18 protein-coding genes and 1 tRNA gene are annotated in these 18,743 nt (G+C 68.8%); 9 read left to right on the forward strand and 10 right to left on the reverse strand.

Going from position 1 to position 18,743, the window contains the following annotated elements; all coding sequences use genetic code 11:
* The first annotated feature begins 355 nt into the window (after positions 1-355).
* The gene (locus SFC76_RS08905) at positions 356-1,723 is read left to right on the forward strand and encodes a murein transglycosylase A (protein WP_322849128.1); all 1,368 of its coding nucleotides are present in this window, start codon (positions 356-358) and stop codon (positions 1,721-1,723) included.
* Positions 1,689-2,264, forward strand: a complete 576-nt coding sequence (locus tag SFC76_RS08910; RefSeq protein WP_322849129.1) for a Smr/MutS family protein — start codon at positions 1,689-1,691, stop codon at positions 2,262-2,264. The genes SFC76_RS08905 and SFC76_RS08910 overlap by 35 nt, the downstream gene beginning before the upstream one ends.
* On the opposite strand, the gene dapE is transcribed toward SFC76_RS08910, so the two are convergent.
* The 7 genes from dapE to rpmH form a co-directional block, all read right to left on the reverse strand.
* A complete protein-coding gene (dapE, locus tag SFC76_RS08915; protein ID WP_322849130.1) occupies positions 2,261-3,379 on the reverse strand; it encodes a succinyl-diaminopimelate desuccinylase in 1,119 nt (372 codons plus the stop codon). The genes SFC76_RS08910 and dapE overlap by 4 nt on opposite strands.
* Complete coding sequence (locus SFC76_RS08920; protein WP_322849131.1) at positions 3,376-4,038, reverse strand: glutathione S-transferase family protein; 663 nt, start codon at positions 4,036-4,038, stop codon at positions 3,376-3,378. Before SFC76_RS08920 ends, dapE begins: the two co-directional genes overlap by 4 nt.
* A gap of 258 nt (positions 4,039-4,296) precedes the next feature.
* Entirely contained in the window at positions 4,297-4,962 is a 666-nt protein-coding gene (gene yihA, locus SFC76_RS08925; protein WP_322849132.1) for a ribosome biogenesis GTP-binding protein YihA/YsxC, read from the reverse strand.
* A complete protein-coding gene (gene yidC, locus SFC76_RS08930; RefSeq protein ID WP_322849133.1) occupies positions 4,959-6,662 on the reverse strand; it encodes a membrane protein insertase YidC in 1,704 nt (567 codons plus the stop codon). The genes yihA and yidC overlap by 4 nt, the downstream gene beginning before the upstream one ends.
* Before the next feature lie 16 nt (positions 6,663-6,678).
* A complete protein-coding gene (gene yidD / locus SFC76_RS08935) occupies positions 6,679-6,891 on the reverse strand; it encodes a membrane protein insertion efficiency factor YidD (protein ID WP_322849134.1) in 213 nt (70 codons plus the stop codon).
* Positions 6,888-7,247: a ribonuclease P protein component gene (gene rnpA, locus SFC76_RS08940; protein WP_322849135.1), complete on the reverse strand. Its 360-nt coding sequence runs from the start codon at positions 7,245-7,247 to the stop codon at positions 6,888-6,890. The genes yidD and rnpA overlap by 4 nt, the downstream gene beginning before the upstream one ends.
* 152 nt (positions 7,248-7,399) lie before the next feature.
* Complete coding sequence (gene rpmH, locus SFC76_RS08945) at positions 7,400-7,534, reverse strand: 50S ribosomal protein L34 (RefSeq protein ID WP_031393806.1); 135 nt, start codon at positions 7,532-7,534, stop codon at positions 7,400-7,402.
* Positions 7,535-7,758: 224 nt separating this feature from the next.
* On the opposite strand from rpmH, the gene SFC76_RS08950 reads away from it, so the two are divergent.
* The gene (locus SFC76_RS08950) at positions 7,759-9,267 is read left to right on the forward strand and encodes a YifB family Mg chelatase-like AAA ATPase (RefSeq protein WP_322849136.1); all 1,509 of its coding nucleotides are present in this window, start codon (positions 7,759-7,761) and stop codon (positions 9,265-9,267) included.
* Here the strand turns inward: SFC76_RS08950 and SFC76_RS08955 are convergent.
* On the reverse strand, positions 9,260-9,418 hold the full coding sequence (locus SFC76_RS08955; RefSeq protein ID WP_322849137.1) for a hypothetical protein: 159 nt from the start codon (positions 9,416-9,418) through the stop codon (positions 9,260-9,262). The genes SFC76_RS08950 and SFC76_RS08955 overlap by 8 nt on opposite strands.
* A 271-nt stretch (positions 9,419-9,689) precedes the next feature.
* Between SFC76_RS08955 and SFC76_RS08960 the strand changes: the two genes are divergently transcribed.
* Positions 9,690-9,774: transfer RNA gene (locus SFC76_RS08960), tRNA-Leu, on the forward strand.
* A 92-nt stretch (positions 9,775-9,866) separates the two neighbouring features.
* On the opposite strand, the gene SFC76_RS08965 is transcribed toward SFC76_RS08960, so the two are convergent.
* Both SFC76_RS08965 and SFC76_RS08970 read right to left on the reverse strand, forming a co-directional pair.
* Positions 9,867-12,182, reverse strand: a complete 2,316-nt coding sequence (locus tag SFC76_RS08965) for a TonB-dependent receptor (protein ID WP_322849138.1) — start codon at positions 12,180-12,182, stop codon at positions 9,867-9,869.
* An 84-nt stretch (positions 12,183-12,266) separates the two neighbouring features.
* Entirely contained in the window at positions 12,267-13,520 is a 1,254-nt protein-coding gene (locus SFC76_RS08970) for an MFS transporter (RefSeq protein WP_322849139.1), read from the reverse strand.
* Between the two features lie 321 nt (positions 13,521-13,841).
* Between SFC76_RS08970 and SFC76_RS08975 the strand changes: the two genes are divergently transcribed.
* From SFC76_RS08975 to SFC76_RS08995, 5 genes are all read left to right on the forward strand, one after another.
* Positions 13,842-15,605: a methyl-accepting chemotaxis protein gene (locus tag SFC76_RS08975; RefSeq protein WP_322849140.1), complete on the forward strand. Its 1,764-nt coding sequence runs from the start codon at positions 13,842-13,844 to the stop codon at positions 15,603-15,605.
* Positions 15,606-15,725: 120 nt separating this feature from the next.
* Entirely contained in the window at positions 15,726-16,118 is a 393-nt protein-coding gene (locus tag SFC76_RS08980; protein ID WP_322849141.1) for a MerC domain-containing protein, read from the forward strand.
* 41 nt (positions 16,119-16,159) lie between these two features.
* Positions 16,160-16,627, forward strand: a complete 468-nt coding sequence (locus SFC76_RS08985) for a Fur family transcriptional regulator (protein ID WP_322849142.1) — start codon at positions 16,160-16,162, stop codon at positions 16,625-16,627.
* A 53-nt stretch (positions 16,628-16,680) separates the two neighbouring features.
* Entirely contained in the window at positions 16,681-18,606 is a 1,926-nt protein-coding gene (gene dxs / locus SFC76_RS08990; protein WP_322849143.1) for a 1-deoxy-D-xylulose-5-phosphate synthase, read from the forward strand.
* Entirely contained in the window at positions 18,603-18,737 is a 135-nt protein-coding gene (locus tag SFC76_RS08995) for a hypothetical protein (protein WP_322849144.1), read from the forward strand. The genes dxs and SFC76_RS08995 overlap by 4 nt, the downstream gene beginning before the upstream one ends.
* Positions 18,738-18,743 lie beyond the last annotated feature (6 nt).

Below are 18,743 nucleotides of genomic sequence, written 5' to 3' on the forward strand. Positions count from 1 at the left end.
GCGGCATGCCACCTCCCCCTGGCGGGGGAGGACTTACCTCCCTACGATGAACGTCGATCCCGCCTGATTCATGCAACAGCCGTAGAACCACACCCGCTACCAGACCGCCTCCGACCGCTGTCCTACACCCACCGCGCTCTGCTATGCCGCCACGATGCCGGCCGACCTCCCCACCCGCCGATTACGACAGGAATGGAAACGATCCCCCGCGATCGTTTCCGTTAAGGTGTCCATCTTGTCCATGTCGTCCAACACGCCGCGCCGCATTTGCGAACGCTTAGCCCTTGTCGCCACCCGCCCGCTTCGGCACAGCCGCACCTTTCCGCAGGCAGTTGGCGGACATACGGGGATCAGGATGACCGGTAATCGCGTATTCGCCAGCATCGCGCTGGCTCTGGCCCTCAGCGCGTGCGGCGGCCGCGTCGTGCCGCTCGGCACCGACACCCCGCCACCGCGCCAGCCGGGTCGGCAGCCGACCAGCCAGCCCGGCCGCCCGGCACCCCGCCCGAGCGGCCCCGGCCAGCAGATCGCCAGCGGCCGCAGCTTCGACGGTCGCATCCAGAGTGCGACGCCCCTGCTCGCCGCGCCCGTCGTCGCCAATCCCGGTTCGACGACTGCCGCCACCGCCGGCATCGTCCCCGGCCCGAACCTCGCGACGCTGCCGATCACCGAGGCGCAGGCCGAGGCGGCGCGGCAGGCGTTCCTCACCAGTTGCCCGGGCCTGATGCGCCGCACCGACGCGTCCGGCCTCACCCGCGGCACCGACTGGCAGGCGGCCTGCGCCGCCGCCGCCGGCGTGCCGCGCGGCGGCGCGCGGGCCTTCTTCGCCGGCTATTTCGAAACGGTACAGGTCGGCGACGGCAAGGCCTTCGCCACCGGCTATTACGAGCCGGAGATCGCCGCCTCGCGCGATCGCCGCGCCGGTTACACCGTGCCGATCTACGCCCGCCCCAACGACCTGATCGACGTCGATCTCGGCAAGTTCAGCGATGCGCTGAAAGGCAAGAAGATCCGCGGCCGCGTTCAGGGCAGCACTTTCGTGCCCTATTACGACCGCGCCGCGATCAACACCGGCGTGCTCGACGGCAAGGCGCCGGTGCTCGCCTGGGGCGCCGACGAGGCGTCGGTGTTCTTCCTCCAGATCCAGGGTTCGGGTCGGCTGCGCCTGCCCAATGGCGAGATCATGCGCGTCGGCTACGATACGCAGAACGGCCGAGACTATACCGGCATCGGCGCGTTGATGAAGGCGCGCGGGCTGCTCCAGCCTGGCCAGACCTCGATGCAGGGCATCGTCGCCTGGCTCCGCGCCCATCCCGAGGAAGGTCGCGCGATCATGGCGGAGAACAAGAGCTTCGTCTTCTTCCGCGAACTCGACACGCCGCCGGTCGGCGCGATGGGCTATGTCGTCAACGGCGGGGTCAGCGCCGCCGCCGACGTCAAATACGTGCCGCTCGGCGCGCCGGTGTTCCTGTCGATGGACCGGCAGGACGCCAGCGGCCTGTGGGTGGCGCAGGATACCGGGGGTGCGATCAAGGGCGCCAACCGCTTCGATACCTTCTGGGGCGCGGGCGCGGTGGCGGAGGCGACCGCGGGCGGCATGGCGGCGCGCGGCACCGCCTTCCTGCTGCTGCCGATCGGCACGCTCGCGCGAACGCAGCCGCAACGCTACATCCCCGATCCGTCGGTTTATGGGACAGCGGCCGGTGCGCCAGCTCAACCCTGACGAGGCCGATCTCTGGGCGCGCGTGATGGCGACGGTGAAGCCGCTGCGCGCGGTCGCCGCGCCTGCGCGCCCGGCGCCCGCCCCGGCCGCGCCGGCGCCGCCCAAGGCGACCAAGCCGTCGAAGGCGCTGACCCGCGCGATGGCGGTCCGCCCGTCGCCGCCCAAGCCCGTCGCCGCACCGCCCCCGCCGCGCCAGAACACGCTCGACGGCAGCTGGGACAAAAGGCTGACCCGCGGCATCGTCAGCCCCGACAGCTCGATCGATCTCCATGGCCATACCTTGAGCTCGGCGCACGCGATGCTCGACGACGGCCTGTCGCGCGCGATCGCCCGCGGGGACCGCGTCCTGCTGCTGGTGACGGGCAAGCCGCCCCGCCCGGAAAGCGAGCGCCCCCACGCCAGGGGCGCGATCCGCGCCGCGATCGCCGACTGGCTCGCGGCGTCGCGCCACGCCGATGCGATCGCCGCGGTCAGGGGCGCCCACCCGCGCCACGGCGGGCAGGGGGCGCTGTACATCGTGCTGCGGCGGGGGAAGACCTAGAGCTGGGCGACCCGTCCGATGACATCCGCATAGACCGCCGTCAGCGTTTCCAGATCCCTTACCGCGACCGCCTCGTCGACCTGATGCATCGTCGCATTGACCAGCCCGAATTCGACGGTCGGGCACAGCCGCGACAGGAAGCGCGCATCCGATGTGCCGCCCGAGGTCGACAGCTCCGCGACCAGCCCGGTCTGCGCCTCGATCGCCGCGCTCACCACCGCGGTCCACGGCCCCGGCGCGGTGAGGAACGCCTCGCCCGACACCTTGCCGGTCACCACCGCGCCCGGCGCATGTTCCTGCACCAGCGCGGTCACCCGCTCGACCAGTTCGTCGCCGCGCTGACCGTCGTTGAAGCGGATGTTGACCCGCGCCTCGGCCCGCGCCGGGATGACGTTGTGCGCCGGATTGCCGACCGCGATATCGGTGATCTCCAGGTTCGACGGCTGGAACCAGTCGTTGCCGTGGTCGAGCCCCATGTCCTGCAACGCCGCCAGCGCCTTGGCGAGCTTGCCCGCCGGATTGTCGGCGAGATGCGGATAGGCGACATGCCCCTGCCGCCCTGCCACGACGATCCAGATATTCACCGAGCCGCGCCGGCCGATCTTCACCATGTCGCCGAGCTGGCGCACCGAGGTCGGCTCGCCGACGAGGCACAGGTCAGGCGCGATGCCGCGCGCCGCCATCCGCTCGATCAGCGCCGGGGTGCCGAACGTCGCCGGCCCTTCCTCGTCGCCGGTGACGAGCAGGCTCAGCGTCGGTCCGCTCGCGTGCGCCGCCGCGGCGACGAAGGCGGCGACCGCGCCCTTCATGTCGACCGCGCCGCGCCCGTAGAGCAGATCGCCGCGCACCTCGCCCGACCACGGCGAGCCGGTCCAGCCCGCGCCCGGCGGCACCACGTCGACATGGCCGGCGAAGGCGAGATGCTGTCCTGCGCCCGCGCGCACCGCGATCAGATTCTCGACCGGCCCGTCCGGCGCCTCGCCGACGACGAACCGATCGACGTCGAAGCCGGCCGCGACCAGCGCCGCGTCGAGGACGTCGAACACCGCGCCGCGCGCCGGCGTGACGCTCTCCGCCCGCAGCAGCGCCTGCGCCAGCGCGACGACATCGGTCACGCGGGTTGCTGCTCGTATTGCTGGATCACCCAATCCTCTTCCTGTGCGCCGGCGATCCAGTCCTGCATGAACGGATGGCGGACCACCGCATCGATGTAACCGGTGGCGAAGCGCGCGATCGGCAGCTGGTAGGTGATGATCCGGGTCACCACCGGCGCATACATGATGTCCGCCGCGCCGAACTGGCCGAACAGGAAGTCGCCGTCGCCACCGAAGCGGGCGCGCGCCTGCGCCCACAATTCCATGATCCGCGCGAGATCGGCGAGCACGTCGTCGTCGGGGCGCCTGGCCGGGAAGACCTGGCGGATGTTCATCGCATGTTTGCGACGCAGCGCGGTGAAGCTCGAATGCATCTCCGCCGCCATCGACCGTGCCATCGCGCGCGCAGCCTCGTCGGCGGGCCAGAAGCGCTCGCGGCCGACCTTGTCGGCGAGATAGTCGACGATGGCGAGACTGTCCCACACCACCGCCTCGCCGTCCCACAGGATCGGCACCTTGCCCGACGATGGCGCGAATTCGGCGCCCTCGCGGCGGCGGTCCCATTCCGCGTCGTAGAGCGGCACGACGACCTCCTCGAACGGAAGCGCCGATTGCTTGCACGCCAGCCAGCCGCGCAGCGACCAGCTCGAATAGGCCTTGTTGCCGATGATGAGCTTCATGGCCAAGGGACTAGCCGGGGGCGGGCGACGGGTCCAGCCGTTGGTGCGCCCGCCGACATGGACAAGTTGGACACCTTAATGGAAACGATCGCGCCCGATCGTTTCCATTCCTGTGCCAATGGGGTGGTGCGGCGCGGCGAGCGGGTCATGCCGGGCGCTATGCCCGGCAGGCAGGCAATAGGACAGGGGGCCGCCATTCGGCGAGCAATCGCAACGTATAGCCGCGACCGCCGACCAACAGCGGTGTGACCCGACCGGTCAGCCCACCGCTTCCAGCACCGCGGCGCGCAGTTCGGCGATTCCCATACCGCCCTCGCTCGACGTCGCGAGGATGTCGGGGTGCGCCGCCGGTCGCTTGCGCGCCTCTGCCGCGACGCTGTCCATCACGTCGGCGAGTTCGGTCGCCTTGACCTTGTCCGCCTTGGTGAGGACGAGGCGATAGCTCACCGCCGCCTTGTCGAGCATCTCGAGGATCTCGCGATCGACATCCTTGATGCCGTGCCGCGAATCGATCAGCACCAGCGCGCGCTTCAACGTATCGCGCCCGCGCAGGAAGTCATTGACCAGGAAGCGCCATTTCTTGACGACATCCTTGGGCGCCTTGGCGAAGCCATAGCCGGGCATGTCGACCAGCCGGAAGGCGAGCGGCAGGCCGACATCGAAGAAGTTCAGCTCCTGCGTCCGCCCCGGCGTGTTCGAGGTGCGGGCGAGACCGTTGCGCCCGGTCAGCGCGTTGAGCAGCGACGACTTTCCGACGTTGGAGCGACCGGCGAACGCCACCTCCGGCACCACCGGCGCCGGCAGATGTTCGAGCGCGGGCGCCGATTTGAGGAAGCTCACCGGACCCGCGAAGGTCTTGCGCGCATGCTCGATCAGCTCGGCCGAGAAGCCCTCGTCTTCGGGGATGGCGACATCCTCGCTCACTTTGCGGCCGCGATCTTGAGGCCGGGGTGCCGCGCATACAGGATGCGCTGCTGCAGGATCGCGAGGAAGTTCGAGGCGATCCAATAGACCTGCAGGCCGACGGGATAGCTCGCCATCACGAACATCAGCACCCAGGGGATGATCGCGAACACCTGCTTCTGCGTGTCGTCCATCGGCGCCGGGTTCAGCTTGAACTGGAAGTACATCGAGATGCCGAGGATGATCGGCACGACGCCGATCGCGATCATGTGCGGCGGGGTGAAGTGCAGATAGCCGAACAGGTTGAGCGGGGTCAGCGGATCGGGCGCGGACAGATCCTTGATCCACGCGACGAACGGCTGGTGCCGCATCTCGATCGTCAGCATCAGCACCTTGTAGAGCGCGTAGAAGATCGGGATCTGGATCAGCGTCGGCAGGCAGCCCGCGACGGGATTGACCTTCTCCGTCTTGTAGAGCGCCATCACCTCCTGCTGCATGCGCGGCTTGTCGTCCTTGTAGCGCTCCTGGATCGCCTTCATCTTCGGCTGGATCGCGCGCATCTTGGCCATGCTGGCGAACTGGCGCTGCGCGATCGGGAACATCAGGCCGCGGATCGTGAAGGTCAGCAGGATGATCGCGAGACCGAAATTGCCGACCATGCGGAACAGCCAGTCGAGATAGGTGAAGATCGGCTTTTCGACGATCTCGAACCAGCCCCAGTCGATCGCCTTGTCGAGCTTGGCGACGCCAGCGTCATTCTCGTAATGCTGGAGCGCCTTCACCTCCTTGGCGCCGGCGAAGAAGCGGCTGGTCTGGGTCAGCGCACGGCCGGCGGGGAGCAGTTTCGGCGCGAAGGCGTAATCGGCCTGATAGGCGGTGTTGGCGCCGGCCCGGAACTGGCCGTCGAACTGTGCCGCCTGATCGGGGACGAGCGCGGTCAGCCAATATTTGTCGGTGAAGCCGAGCCAGCCGCCGGTCGTCGTGAACTTCTCGGGCGCCTTGTCGAGGTCCTTGAACTTGGTGCCGTAATCGGCGCCGCCGCCATGGACCGACATCGGGCCGGTGTGGATCTGCCAGGTGCCGGGGTCCTTCGACACGCCGACGCGGCTGACATAGCCGTACGGCGCGACCGGCACCGGCGCGGTGCCGGCGTTCTGCACCGTCTGTTTGACGGTGAACATATATTGGTCGTCGACCGACAGCTCGATCGCGAACCGCTGGCCGGTCGCATTGGCGGCGGTCAGCGTGACCGGCTGGCCCGGCGCGAGCAACTGCGACGAGGCGGTCCAGACCGCGTCGGCGGCGGGCGGCTTCAGCCCGTCGTCGCGCCAGCCGAAGCCGGCGAAATAGGCCTCGGGCGCGCCGGCAGGGGAGAGCAGCCGGATCGGCTGCGCATCCTTGGCGATCGTTTCCTTGTACTTGACCAGCACGAGGTCGTCGATCCGCGCGCCCTTGAGGTTGATCGAGCCCTGCAGCGTCGGCGTGCTGATGCGTACGCGCGGCGATTCGCCGAGCACCGCCTGCCGGCTGCGCGTCGCGGCGGGTGCGTCCGCGGTGGGATCGGCGGTCTTGGTCGTCACCGGCACCGACTTGCCGTTGACGATCTTCGTCACCGGCGGGTTGGCCACGGGGAAGAACTTGCCCTGGATCAGCGGCCAGGCGAACAGGATCACCGCCGCGAAGACCGCGAACAGGATGAAATTCTGGCGTTCTTTGTTCAAAATACAGCCCCGTAGCTCAAGGGACGGGATCGGGTCCGTACCCGCCCCAGGGATGGCAGCGCGCAATCCGCTTCGCCGCCAGCCATCCGCCCTTGGCGGCGCCATAGCGGCGAAGCGCGGTGATTGCATAGGCCGAACAGGAGGGTTGATAGCGGCACGAGGATGGCAGGATCAGCGACGGCCCCAATTGCCAGCCGCGCGCGATCCAGATGAGGAGCTGCGCGATCATCGGCGGGCTTTACGCGGTCCGCGCGGCCGCGACGGCGAATCCTCGCCGCGTGCTATCTTGCCCAGCGCCTTGGCGAATTCGGCCTTCAGCAGGCCATGGTCGCGCTCGATGCCGCCGTCGCGGCCGATCAGCACGTGATCCGCGCCGCGAATGCCGCCCGCGGGCAACAGCTCGCGCGCCAACGCCCGCAACCGCCGTTTCATGCGGTTCCGGACGACGGCGTTGCCGATCTTCTTGGTGACGGTGAAGCCGACGCGGATCGCCGGGTCGCCATCGCCGCGGTCGTGCACCAGCAGGACGAATCCCGGCATCGGTGCGCGTTTCCCCGCATTGGCCGCGAGGAAGTCGCGGCGCAACGTCAGCGTGCGTATATCGGCTGAACCGACGGTCGCCGGTTTGTCGGCATCGCCGACGGTCGCCGGTTTGTCGGCATCGCCGACGGTCGCAACCCTGTCGGCTGCGCCGAAGGGGGTCCGGACATCGGCAGGACCGACGTCCGGCACCGGACTTACGCCGACAGCTTCTTGCGGCCACGCGCGCGGCGCGCGTGGATCACCGCACGGCCGCCGACCGTGGCCATCCGGGCGCGGAAGCCGTGGCGACGTGCACGCACCAGATTGCTCGGCTGAAAGGTCCGCTTCATGATTCATTCCCTGATCGTCTGAATAGAAAAGGGCCGCCACGCGGACGGCCTTGATGGGGCGCGCTTAGCCAGACGGGGCGCGGAAGTCAACGCAAGGGCGGGGTTTCGATGCGTCATGCCGGGTGAGATAGGCAGCGTGTGTTATCCTGGCAAGACGGCTCCGATCGCCGCACGCGCACCGTCCGCGCCGGAACGCCGCTATGGTGTAGCCAAAGGGGTTAGACATGGCGGCGATCGTCCAGACGGTGGCGTATCTCGGACTGGAGGCACGCGGGGTCGAGGTACAGGTGCAACTCATCCCGGGCATACCGGCCTTCTACGTCGTCGGGCTCGGCGACAAGGCGGTGGCGGAAAGCCGCGAGCGCGTGCGCGCGGCGATCTCCGCGCTCGGCCTCGCGCTGCCGCCTAAGCGGATCGTCGTCAACCTGTCGCCCGCCGATCTGCCCAAGGAGGGCTCGCACTTCGATCTGCCGATCGCGCTCGCCTTGCTCGGGGCGATGGCGGTGATCGATGTCGAGCATCTCGCCGACTATGTCGTCGTCGGCGAACTCGGCCTCGACGGGCGGATCGCCCCGTCCCCGGGCGTGTTGCTCGCCGCGATGCACGCGAGCGCGGAGGGCAGGGGGCTGGTCTGTCCCGCCGCACAAGGAGCAGAGGCGGCCTGGGCCGGCTCGATCGAGGTGCTCGCCGCGCCCGACCTTCTCGCCCTCATCAACCATTTCAAGGGCCACGGCCTGCTCGCCGCACCGGTCGCCGGCGAGGTCGAGCCGATCGGCCACGGCCCCGATCTGCGTCAGGTGAAGGGGCAGGAGGTCGCCAAGCGCGCGCTGGAGATCGCCGCCGCCGGTGGCCACAACCTCCTGATGGTCGGGCCGCCCGGCGCGGGCAAGTCGTTGATGGCATCGTGCGTGCCCGGCATCCTGCCGCCGCTCGATGCCGCGGAAGCGCTGGAGGTGTCGATGGTCCAGTCGGTCGCGGGGACGCTCGCGGGCGGACGTCTGACCCGCAACCGGCCGTTCCGCAGCCCGCATCACAGCGCCTCGATCGCGGCCTTGACCGGCGGCGGGCTCAAGGTGAAGCCGGGCGAGGTCAGCCTCGCGCATCTAGGCGTGCTGTTCCTCGACGAACTGCCCGAATTCCAGCGCGCGGTGCTCGATTCGCTGCGCCAGCCGCTCGAAGCCGGCGTGGTCAGCGTCGCGCGCGCCAACGCGCACGTCACCTTCCCGGCGCGTGTCCAGTTGATCGCGGCGATGAACCCGTGTCGCTGCGGCCATCTCGGCGATGCGAGTCTCGCCTGCGCCCGCGCGCCGCGTTGCGCCGCCGATTATCAGGCCAAGGTGTCGGGACCGCTGCTCGACCGTATCGACCTCCACGTCGACGTCGCCGCCGTGACCGCCGTCGATCTGATCCTGCCGCCGCCGGTGGAAGGGTCGGCGGAGGTCGCGGTGCGGGTCGCCGCCGCCCGCGCGATCCAGCGCGAACGCTATGCGCTGGAGGCGATCCGCACCAACGCCGAAGCCGACGGCGCGTTGCTCGACCGCGTCGCCACCCCGGACGACGCCGGCCGCCGTCTGCTCGCCCAGGCGGCGGAGGCGATGCGGCTGTCCGCCCGCGGCTATACCCGCATCCTCCGCGTCGCACGGACCATCGCCGATCTCGCGGATGCCCGGGCCGTCACCCGCGTCCACATCGCGGAAGCGCTGAGCTACCGCCGTCGCGCGCCGATCAATTGACCGCGGCGGCCAGCCCTGGTGCCGCGTCGCGATGGAGCATCAACTCCAGACACTGGCTGAGGAGTGCGGCAATGAGGCAATCCCCGGTGGCGTCGGCCTGTTGCAGCGCGCGCGTCACCTTTTGCTCCAACGTATCCTGCTCGACCATCATGCCAGTCGCACCATCTGTAAGCGGAGCGTGCAATCCAGCATGGCTGGCGACCCGACCGCAACGACATGGATCAGCATAACGGGCATTAGTGCGCGCCCAAGGCGCTTGCGATCGCATCGCCAACCGGCTACCGGCACTTGCCTCATCGCCGGGTGGCGGGTTCGCGGACACGGTCCGGCGAGCGCCACGGGCGACGAGCAGAGCCGCAACCGGGCCGGTTGCCCGCGACGCCTTCGGGTGCCGCGGACGATGGTCGGATCGGCGGCTCCGTGCGGGTGTGGTGAAATTGGTAGACGCGCGGGACTCAAAATCCCGTTCCGCAAGGAGTGTCGGTTCGAGCCCGACCACCCGCACCATATATGTCAGCTTCTACGTCGCGCGGCGTGGGTATCGGCGCCCCGATCCCCCGTCCCGTTGCCGGGCGGGGGGCCGTGACGGAAGGCGTCGTTCAAAAGTCCTTGCGCAGCAGCAGTCCACCGTAACGGCGGTCGTCGCGCGGTACGAAGCGGACGGTGCCGGCGAAGGTCCCCGGCGCGAGGAAGCTGGCGTAGGACGTGTCGGTGATGTTCTTGACATAGGCGCGCAATTGCCAACCGTCGCCGGGGCGGACGAGCGCGACGCTGGCGTTCCAGATCGCATAGGCCGGCTGGATCGTATTCGCCGTCTCGCTGAGCGAATATTGCACCTTGCTGCTGTAGGTCACGTCGCTCTGCACTTCGAACGACAACGCGTTGGACAGCGCGAAGCGATAGGCGGCAGTCTCGTACAATTTGATGCGCGGTGCGTAGGGCAGCGGCTGCCCGTCGACGTTGCAGCTCACCGGCGCGCCGGGCGGGCAGAGGAAGTCGCGCACCCTGGCATCGGTATAGGCGCCGGACAGATCGACGGTGAAGCCCTTGACCGGTCGCAGCGTCACGTCCGCCTCGATGCCGCGCGAGCGCACCGAGCCGGCGTTGATCAGCCGCGTCACCTGCGCGCCGTTGACCACGTCGGCGAAATTCGCCTGATAGCCGTCGAACGTCGTCGTATACGCCGCGAGGCTGTAGCTGAGCGTGCGGTCGGCGGTGCTGCCCTTCAGCCCGATCTCGAACGACTTCGACGTCTCCGGGCTCAGCGGCAATTCGTCGAGCGGGGTGGTGGCGTTGAGCGAGCGCATGTTGAAATAGACGTTGTACGCCGGCCCCTTATAGCCCCGCGAATAGGTGAAATAGGTCTGCGCATGGTCGCCGAGGTCGAGCTGCAGGCCGAGACGATAGCTGTCGCCGCGCCGGGCGGTGCTGCCCTGCGCCCGGTGATAGGCGCGGATGCCGGGGCGATCGAGCGCCGGTGCGCCGCTGTCGGTCGGATCGGCGGACGAGGTGCGCAGATGGTAGAAGGACAGATCGTCCCAGGTCGAGCGATAGCCGGCGATGCCGCGGAACGCCTTGGTGAAGTTGATGTTCGCCTCGCCGAATAGCGCGTAATTGTCGTCGGTGATGCCGTAATCGGCGACGCCGCTCGTCGTCGTCTGCACCGTGCCGGCGAGCGTCGTCAGCGTACGGGCGTAGACTTCGTCGGTCTTGGCGTGGAGGTAGTAGGCGCCGACGACATAGTCGATCAGCCCGCCGCGCGGCGAGGCGAGGCGCAGCTCCTGCGAGACTTGCCTGCTGTCGACGCGGCCGTCGTCGATCCCCTGCGGAAAGGCGGCGGTGAGCGTCGGCAGGCCGTCGTAATCCTGCTGCTGATGGTTGAGCCACTGCCGCCATGCGGTGATCGAGGTGACGTGATAGTCGCCCAGCGACAGTTCGGCGGTCAGCGAGACGCCGTAATTTTCGTCGCGGACGTTGGTGTCGATGTTGGTCGCCGCGACGCGATTGGTCGCGGACGGCCGCACCGCGGCGTCGGCGAGCACCGCGGCGAGCGGCGCCGACACGCTGACGATCCCGGTGGGATAAGCGACCTGCCGCGTCGAGGCATAGACCGGCGCGACCGTCTCATAGGTGTTGAGGTAATCGCCGATCAGCGTCAGCTTGAGCGCGTCGACCGGGGTCCCGACCAATTTGCCACGCACGCCGTAACGTCGCGAGCCATTGGTGTCGTTGCCGGTGGTCGCGTTGCGCGTGTTGCCGGCGAAGTCGCTGTAGAGGCCGCCGATCAACGCCTGGAGCTTGCCCGGCACGATCGCGCCCGACACGCCCGCCTTGATACGATATTCCCGGTCGGTCGTCGCACCCGCTTCGCCGAAGGCGTGGATGTCGTCGGTGGGGTTGCGCGTGACGATGTTGACGACGCCCGCCGAGGCGTTCTTGCCGAACAGCGTCCCCTGCGGCCCGCGCAGCACCTCGATCCGCTCGACCTCGCCGAGATCGAGCGTCGACTGGCCGGGCCGGGTCAGCACGACGCCGTCGAGCACGGTCGACACCGACGGCTCGACGCCGGGGGAGGTGGCGATCGTGCCGATGCCGCGGATGAAGATCGTCCGGTCCTTGTTCGACGCGCCGCTGCGGAACCCGACCGAGGGGATCGCCGCGCTGATCGTCTCGACCGTGTTCAACTGCCGCTCGGCGAGCGAGCTGCCGCTGATCGCGGTGATCGCGATCGGCACCTGCTGCAGGCTTTCGTTGCGGAAGCGCGCGGTGACGACGATATCGCGATCGTCCTGCGCGTTGGCCGGCGCGTCGCTCACGGGCGCCGGCGCCGGCGCGGGCGCCTCCTGGGCGAAGGCGGGCAGCGCGGCGGACAGGCAGGTGGTGGCGAGCAGCGCGAACAAACGGTTGGCGTTCATCAAATTCCCCTTTGGCCGCGCGACCTTATAATCCATCTTTGCGCTGGGGTATAAAGAAGCATCGCGGTCGCCGACAGCGCGGCTTTACACCGCGTCTCCGGTCGTGCCCTCCAGCGGCTGCAGGCGGGGCAGCAGCAATTGGATCCAGCCGAGCGCGGCGAGATAGGCGACGCTCGCGAACAGCAGCAGCGGCAGATAGCCGAGCCCCGCCGCCAGCGTCAGCCCGGCGACCTTGGCGATGCCGATGCCGCCGACGTTGCCGCAGAACGACCCGAAAGCGGTGACCCGCCCGACCCGGCGCTGCGGCACGATATCGGCGATCAGCGCGAACAGATTGGTCGAGAAGGCCTGATGCCCGGCGAGCGCCAGCGCCATCAGCGCGATCGCCAGCGCATAATCGTGGATGAGCAGCGCGAACGGGATCGGCACCACCGCCAGCGCCGCGACCAGCATGATGCCCTTGCGCACCCGGTCCACCGCATAGCCTCTGCCGAGCAGCCGTGTCGACACGCTGCCGCCGAGCAGCGACCCCACCGCCGCGCCGCCATAAGCGATGGCGAGCGGCACGCCGAGCGCGACGCCCGAGAGCCCGAACTGGCGATGGAAGAAGTCGGGCAGCCAGAACAACAGCAGCCACCAGGTCGCGTCCGACAGGATCTTGGCGCCCGCCACCGCCCAGGTCCGGCGGTCGCGCAGGATCGGCCCATCGAGCGCCGCCAGCGGCGTCGCCGTGGCGGGCCGATGCGGCGTGAAGCGCACGCCGCGCGCCGCGATCAGCCACCCGCCCGCCCACACCAGCCCGAACAGCCCGGCAGCGACGAACGTCCCGCGCCAGCCGAACGCCAGCGCTACCGCGGGGATCGCCAGCGGGGCGAGGATCGCGCCGAGGCTGCTCGCCGCATTGGTGGCGCCGAAGCCGGTCGACCGCCAACGCGGCGACAGCACCGCAGCGACGGTCTTGGCGCCGGTCGGCGTCCCCATTGCTTCGGTCGCGCCGAGCGCGATCCGCACCGCGGTGAACTGTCCGATGGTCAATGCCCAGCCGTGCAGCAACGCGGCGACGCTCCACGCCGCGACGCCCGCCGGATTGGCCCATTTGACGCCGAGCCGGTCGGCGATCCAGCCGCTGAACAGGAAACCGACCGCCGCGCCGGTCTGGAACCAGGCGGCGAGCGTGCCGTAATCGTCGTCGCTCCAGCCGAGCTCGGCGGCGATCGTCGGCTTGAGTACCGCGATGATCTGGCGATCGACCAGATTGAGCACGCCCGCGGTGATCACCAGCGCGAACAGCAACCCACGATGGCGCGCGCTCAGCTCGCCGACCGTCCTCAACGCCATGGTCCCTTCATGCGCCCACCATGTGCCGGTCGCGGCGGGGTGGCGAGGGAGTTTTTCTAAACCGCCCTGTGCCGCCGTCCGCACGCGTCCGCTGTCGGCCAAGTGGTTGAGATGCTCCCGATGATCGAGGCCAACCCGCTTGGGATGAGGTTGCATGAGATGTATTTTCGATAACGGCCGTGCGGGCGCAATACGGTTCGCGGGTCATCCCACGCATCGACCAAACTATACTAGCAATATGATGAAATGCTGCGGCATGCGGCACGTCGGGGTGGGCTGATCATTCATATGAATATTCAGGAAAAATGCCGGATAGCAGGGTTGTCGGCGATAGCGCTGGTGCTGTTCTGCGGTATCGTCGCCGGGTTCGAGATCGACACGATCCGCATCGGCGGCCCGATCGCGCGGCAAAATCAGGAGATTAGCGACCTCGACGCGGACATTCTGCCGCCCCCCGCCTATATCATCGAGCCCTTCCTCGACGCGACGCTGCTCGCGCGCGGCCCCGCTTCGCTGCCCCGCGGCCAGGCGTCGCTCGCCCGCGCCGAACAGGCGTTCCGCGCCAGCGTCGCCCGCTGGAAGGCATCGTCGCTGTCGGAGCCGGCGATCCGGCAGCCGCTCGATCGCGCGGTGCAGGACGCCGAGCTGTTCTGGGACGAACTCGACCACGTCATGCTGCCCGCGGTCCGGCGTGGCGACACCGCGGCGACGCAGGCCAGCTACGCGCGGCTGGCGGCGCTCTATGCCACCCATCGGCAGCATATCGACCAACTCGTCGTCGCCACCGCCAAGGTCCAGCAGGCGCTTGCCGAGCACGGCCAGCGCCAACTCGCCAGAACGGTCGCCCTGCTGGTGGCGATCGGCCTGATCCTCGTCGCGCTGACCGCGGCGGCGCTCGCCTATCTGCTCCGTCGCGTGCTGCTGCCGATCGGGGATACCGCCGATGCGATGCGCCGCATGGCGGACGGCGACCTCACACTGTCCCTCACCGGCGGCGAGCGCACCGACGAGATCGGCACGATGGTCGCCGCGGTCGAGGTGTTCCGCGAAGCGGCGCAGGCGCAGGTGGCCAACGCCCGCAAGCAGGAGACCGTCGTCCACGAACTGACCAAGGCGCTCGGCGATCTCGGCGGCGGCGATCTCAGCTACCGGATCGGCGACGCGCTGCCCGACGAATATGGTACATTGGCGCGCTCGTTCGATGCCGCGATGGAACGACTGTCGCAGACGCTGGGCCGCGTCGCCGAATCCGCGACGCGGGTGAAGGTCGCGACGGTCGAGTTGCGCAGCGCCTCGGACGACCTTTCGCAGCGTACCGAGCAGCAGGCGGCGGCGCTCGAACAGACCGCGGCGGCGGTCCACGAGATCACCTCCGCGGTCAGCGAGGCGGCGAACGGCGCGAACCGGACCGATACGATCGTCCGCGGCGTCCGCCGCGAGACCGAGGAATCGGGGGCGATCGTCCGTCGCGCGGTCGAGGCGATGGGCGCGATCGAGCGGTCGTCCAATGAGATATCGGAGATCATCTCGGTCATCGACGGCATCGCCTTCCAGACCAATCTGCTCGCGCTCAACGCCGGTGTCGAGGCGGCCCGCGCCGGCGACGCCGGCCGCGGCTTCGCCGTCGTCGCGTCCGAGGTGCGGGCGCTCGCGCAGCGGTCGGCGGATGCGGCGCGCGACGTCAAGGGCCGCATTCTCGCCTCTGGCGCGCTGGTGCAGGACGGCGTCGGCCTCGTCACGGACACCGGCCGCACGCTCGACAGCATCTTCGTCAGGATCGGCGAGGTCAGCGATCTCGTCTCCGGCATCGCGCGCTCGTCGGAACAGCAGGCGAGGGGGCTCAGCCAGGTCAATGTCGCGGTCGGCGAGATGGACGGCATGACCCAGCAGAATGCGGCGATGGTCGAACAGGCGACCGCGGCGGCGCGCGAACTGGCCGGCGAGGCGGATGCGCTGGCGCAGGATGTCGACGGGTTCAAGCTCGGTGCCACGCCGTCTTCCGCCGGACCGGTGCGCGACGCGCGTGCCTCCCAGCTGGCGCTGGTCCATCCCGGCACCGACAATCCGTCGCTGGCCGCCAGTTGACCGACCGTCCCCCTCCGCGGAGCACGCCGGCTTGTCGGTGAAACGCCACGAGAAAATCTCCGCCGCAAGCGACATGTGATATTGTAACCTTTCGCCGGCCGGCCTAGATGAGCCGCAGCAATGACGCATCAGACGCATTCTGTACGCCGCTTCGGCTGGGCCTGGCTCGATCGCGCCGCGATCGCGCTGTCGGGCCTGTGCGTCGTCCATTGCCTCGCGAGCGCGGTGCTGCTGGCGATGCTGTCGGCGGCGGGCGGGCTGCTGCTCAACCCGATCTTTCACGAGATCGGCCTGACGATCGCCATCTTCCTCGGTGCGGTCGCACTCGGCCGCGGCGTCTGGGATCATGGCTATGTCATGCCGGCGTCGATGGGTGCCTTCGGGCTCGGCATCATGGCCGGCGCGATGACCTTGCCGCACGAAGGCGGTGGCGGTGCCGAGACCTTGTGGACGGTGATCGGCGTCGGGTTGCTCGCCTTCGGGCACGATCTCAACCGCCGCGCCGTCATCTGACGCGGCTTGTGATCGCGGTCGCCGCCACCTAAGTCCCGCTCATGGCATCCCACGCGCATCACGATCATCACGAGCCGCAGGGCGCCGATCTCACCAAGGCCGCGCGGGCGACGCTGGAGAAGTCCGGCGAGCAGTGGACGCAGATGCGCGCCAACGTCTTCGCCGCGCTCGTCGGTTTCACCAAGCCGGCCAGCGCCTATGATATCGCGGAGGCGATGTCGAAGAGCGAGGGCCGCCGCGTCGCCGCCAACAGCATCTACCGCATCCTCGACGTGTTCGTGGCCGCCAACCTGGCGCGGAAGGTCGAAAGCTCAAACGCTTACGTGGCCAACGCGCACCCCGATTGCCTGCACGACTGCATCTTTCTCGTGTGCGATTCGTGTGGACAAACCGTGCATCTCGACGACGACACGGTCACACGTGGTGTCAGGAGTGCCGCGCAAGCCGTTGGTTTTGCTCCAATTCGTCCCGTGATCGAGGTGCGCGGCAAGTGTGCCGACTGCGCCTGAAGTTGCGCGCGCCGACAATCGACACCCAACGTACAAGCGCGTAGACGGGTCCGATGGCCGAATTACCCGAAACGCCGCTGCTCGATACCGTCAACACACCGGAAGAGCTGCGAAAACTCCCGCCCGAGCAGTTGCGCCAATTGGCCGACGAACTGCGGCAGGAGACGATCTCGGCGGTCGGATCGACCGGCGGACACCTCGGTTCGGGGCTCGGCGTGGTCGAGCTGACCACCGCGCTCCACTATGTCTTCGACACGCCGCGCGACCGGCTGGTGTGGGACGTCGGCCACCAATGCTATCCGCATAAGATCCTGACCGGCCGTCGCGACCGGATCCGCACCCTGCGTCAGGGTGGCGGGCTCAGCGGCTTCACCAAACGGTCGGAAAGCGAATATGACCCGTTCGGCGCCGCGCACAGCTCGACCTCGATCTCGGCGGCGCTCGGCTTCGCGGTGGCGAACAAGCTCGCCGGCACGCCCGGCCGCGGCATCGCGGTGATCGGCGATGGTTCGATGTCCGCCGGCATGGCCTATGAGGCGATGAACAACGCCGAACAGGCGGGCAACCGGCTGGTCGTCATCCTCAACGACAACGACATGTCGATCGCCCCGCCGGTCGGCGGCCTGTCCGCCTATCTGTCGCGGATCGTGTCGAGCCGCGAATTCCTCGGCGTCCGCGACATCCTGCGCAAATTCGCGCGCCGCCTGCCGCGGCCGTTCTACGCCGCCGCGCGCAAGACCGACGAATTCGCCCGCGGCATGACGATGGGCGGCACCTTGTTCGAAGAACTCGGCTTCTATTACGTCGGCCCGATCGACGGCCACAATCTCGACCATCTCATCCCGGTGCTGGAGAATGTCCGCGACGCCGAGGAGGGGCCGATCCTCGTCCATGTCGTCACCAAGAAGGGCAAGGGCTATGGCCCGGCCGAGGCGGCGGCGGACAAATATCACGGCGTCCAGAAGTTCGACGTCATCACCGGCGCGCAGGCCAAGGCACCGCCGGGACCGCCGCAATATCAGAACGTCTTCGGCGACGCGCTGGTGAGGGAAGCCGAGCGCGACCCGACGATCGTCGCGATCACCGCGGCGATGCCGTCGGGCACCGGCGTCGACCGCTTCGCCAAGGCCTTCCCCGATCGCGCCTTCGACGTCGGCATCGCCGAACAGCATGCGGTGACCTTCGCCGCGGGCCTCGCCGCGCAGGGGATGCGGCCGTTCTGCGCGATCTATTCGACCTTCCTCCAGCGCGCCTACGATCAGGTCGTCCACGACGTCGCGATCCAGAATCTGCCGGTGCGCTTCGCGATCGACCGCGCGGGCCTGGTCGGCGCCGATGGCGCGACGCATGCCGGCTCGTTCGACGTCACCTATCTGGCGACCCTGCCCAATTTCGTCGTCATGGCGGCGGCCGACGAGGCCGAGCTGGTCCATATGACGCACACCGCCGCGCTGCACGACAGCGGTCCGATCGCGCTCCGCTATCCGCGCGGCAACGGCGTCGGCGTCGATCTGCCCGAGGTCCCCCAGCGGCTCGAGATCGGCAAGGGCCGTATCGTCCGCGAGGGCAAGACCGTGGCGATCCTGTCGCTCGGCACCCGGCTTGAGGAGGCGCTCAAGGCCGCCGACGTGCTCGAGGCGAAGGGCCTGTCGACCACCGTCGCCGATCTGCGCTTCGCCAAGCCGCTCGACGAGGCGCTGATCCGTCGCCTGCTGACCAGCCACGAGGTCGCGGTCACGATCGAGGAGAATGCGGTCGGCGGGTTCGGCGCGCACGTGCTGACGCTGGCGAGCGACGAGGGGCTGATCGACGGCGGGCTCAAATTGCGCACGATGCGCCTCCCCGATGTCTTCCAGGACCAGGACAAGCCCGAGAAGCAATATGCCGAAGCGGGCCTCGACGCCGACCATATCGTCCAGACCGTGCTTCGGACGCTGCGCCACAACAGCACCGAGGTGACCGAGGGCGCGCGCGCATGAAGGGGTGGACCGCGGTCGTCGTGATCACCGTCCTCGCGCTGGTGGTGCTGATCGGCCTCAACGTCCGCCTCTACCGCGCGATGAAGGCCGCCACCGCCAGGGGACGCGAGCAGGAGCGCGAAGGGGGCTGAACGCCC

It is taken from the genome of Sphingomonas sp. CD22 (assembly GCF_034556155.1).
GTDB lineage: Bacteria > Pseudomonadota > Alphaproteobacteria > Sphingomonadales > Sphingomonadaceae > Sphingomonas.